The sequence below is a fragment of the Microcoleus sp. Pol7_B2 genome (assembly GCF_036701035.1).
Taxonomy (GTDB): domain Bacteria; phylum Cyanobacteriota; class Cyanobacteriia; order Cyanobacteriales; family Microcoleaceae; genus Microcoleus.
The window spans coordinates 1-1,347 of sequence record NZ_JAUBQB010000195.1; the positions used below are offsets into that span (position 1 = coordinate 1).

Sequence of the window (1,347 nt, forward strand, 5' to 3'; positions counted from 1 at the left end):
CCGCCATTTGAAGTAATGGATGCTGCTTGAATGCTGTTTGCAGCGCCTAAAAAAACTGAACCTGCGATCGCGATATTGCCAACTTGAATGCTGGCAGGTGAAGAACTCGCGGGTGCTAGAGTGCTGTTTCCAGTGAGGGAAGTGGGTAGGTTGCCAGCCGTAAAAACTAACTGCGGTCGATCGCTAGATGCGGAAGTGATAGCGAGATCGCCGACTGCGATCGCGCCTTGGGCTTGCACTCCCAGAGAAGCGCCTGCGTAATTACCAAAAGAGACGTTTCCGCCTGAGATGATCGTAGAACCGCCTGAACTTGCGAAGTTGCCGGGGCTACCTTGAAGTGTGGCAATTGAGAAATCGCTGCCAGCTCTGAAGAGCGCATCACCGGATACAGTACCGTTACTGATAAGTGTGATGCGGCCGTCAGCGCTCAGTAAGCTTTGGGAGTGATTGCGCGCCTGGATGTCTATTTGGCGATCGCCCTGCACGGTTAGGTTTCCACCCACATCAGTAACAAAAGAGTTAGCCACGCTGTCGCGGATACGGACAATTTCCCCCGCTTGCAATTTCAAGTCACCGGTTGTTTGTAGTTGCCTGTTTACTAGAGTCAGGTTACGCGCGGCTGACACTGTAGCCGTTTGAGCAGACACTGCTAAATTTTGGTTCGCACCTGTGGCCGGAGTGTCGGCGATCGCCACATCCCCAGCTTCTATTTGCAAGTCTGAATTCGTTAGCTGTACGCTTCCGTCGCTATTAACTGTAACGCCTGTAGCGTTGCTGCTACCTCCTGTCAGCAGTTGGGACAGGGTGAGGGGATTCAACGGCACAGGGGCAGAATCTAGATTAGAAGAGGGGGAAATTTCTAAACTCAGCAGATGCCCTGCTTGAGAAATGCGGACTAAGTTTTCTCCGGGCACCGATGCGATCGCAATTTGCCCGGACGGTGCGGACAAAGTACCGGGGCTGAAAACTGTTCCGCCTATTAAAGCTAGCGTTTGCCCGTTAGGTACGCGCAGTTGACCGAAATTTGCGATCGCCCCTGGCTGAGCTGTAGCAAAATTTAAAATGCTTGGCGTTCCTGTTAGCATAGCGTATTCATTAACGCCAACTGCCTGAAACCAATTGTTGCCAAATCCGATTCCGGTTGCTGTCGTTGCCAAGAATGAACCAGGCACGTTTAGTTGAGCGCTGGAACCAAAAACAATCCCCGCCGGATTCATCAGAAATAAGTTAGAATTACCGCCTATTACTTGAATTAAACCGTTAATATAAGAAGCATCGCCACCCACAACTCGCCCTAAAATATTGCGGATAGTGGGTTCAGAAATAAAGTTAACAATTTGACCGTCT

The 1,347-nt window shown here is 50.6% G+C and carries 1 protein-coding gene; it reads right to left on the minus strand.

Features of this window, described 5'->3' with window-relative positions; genetic code table 11:
* Window positions 1–1,347, minus strand: a 1,347-nt coding sequence (locus QUA57_RS28505) for a two-partner secretion domain-containing protein (RefSeq protein WP_333065149.1), incomplete at both ends; no start/stop codon positions are given.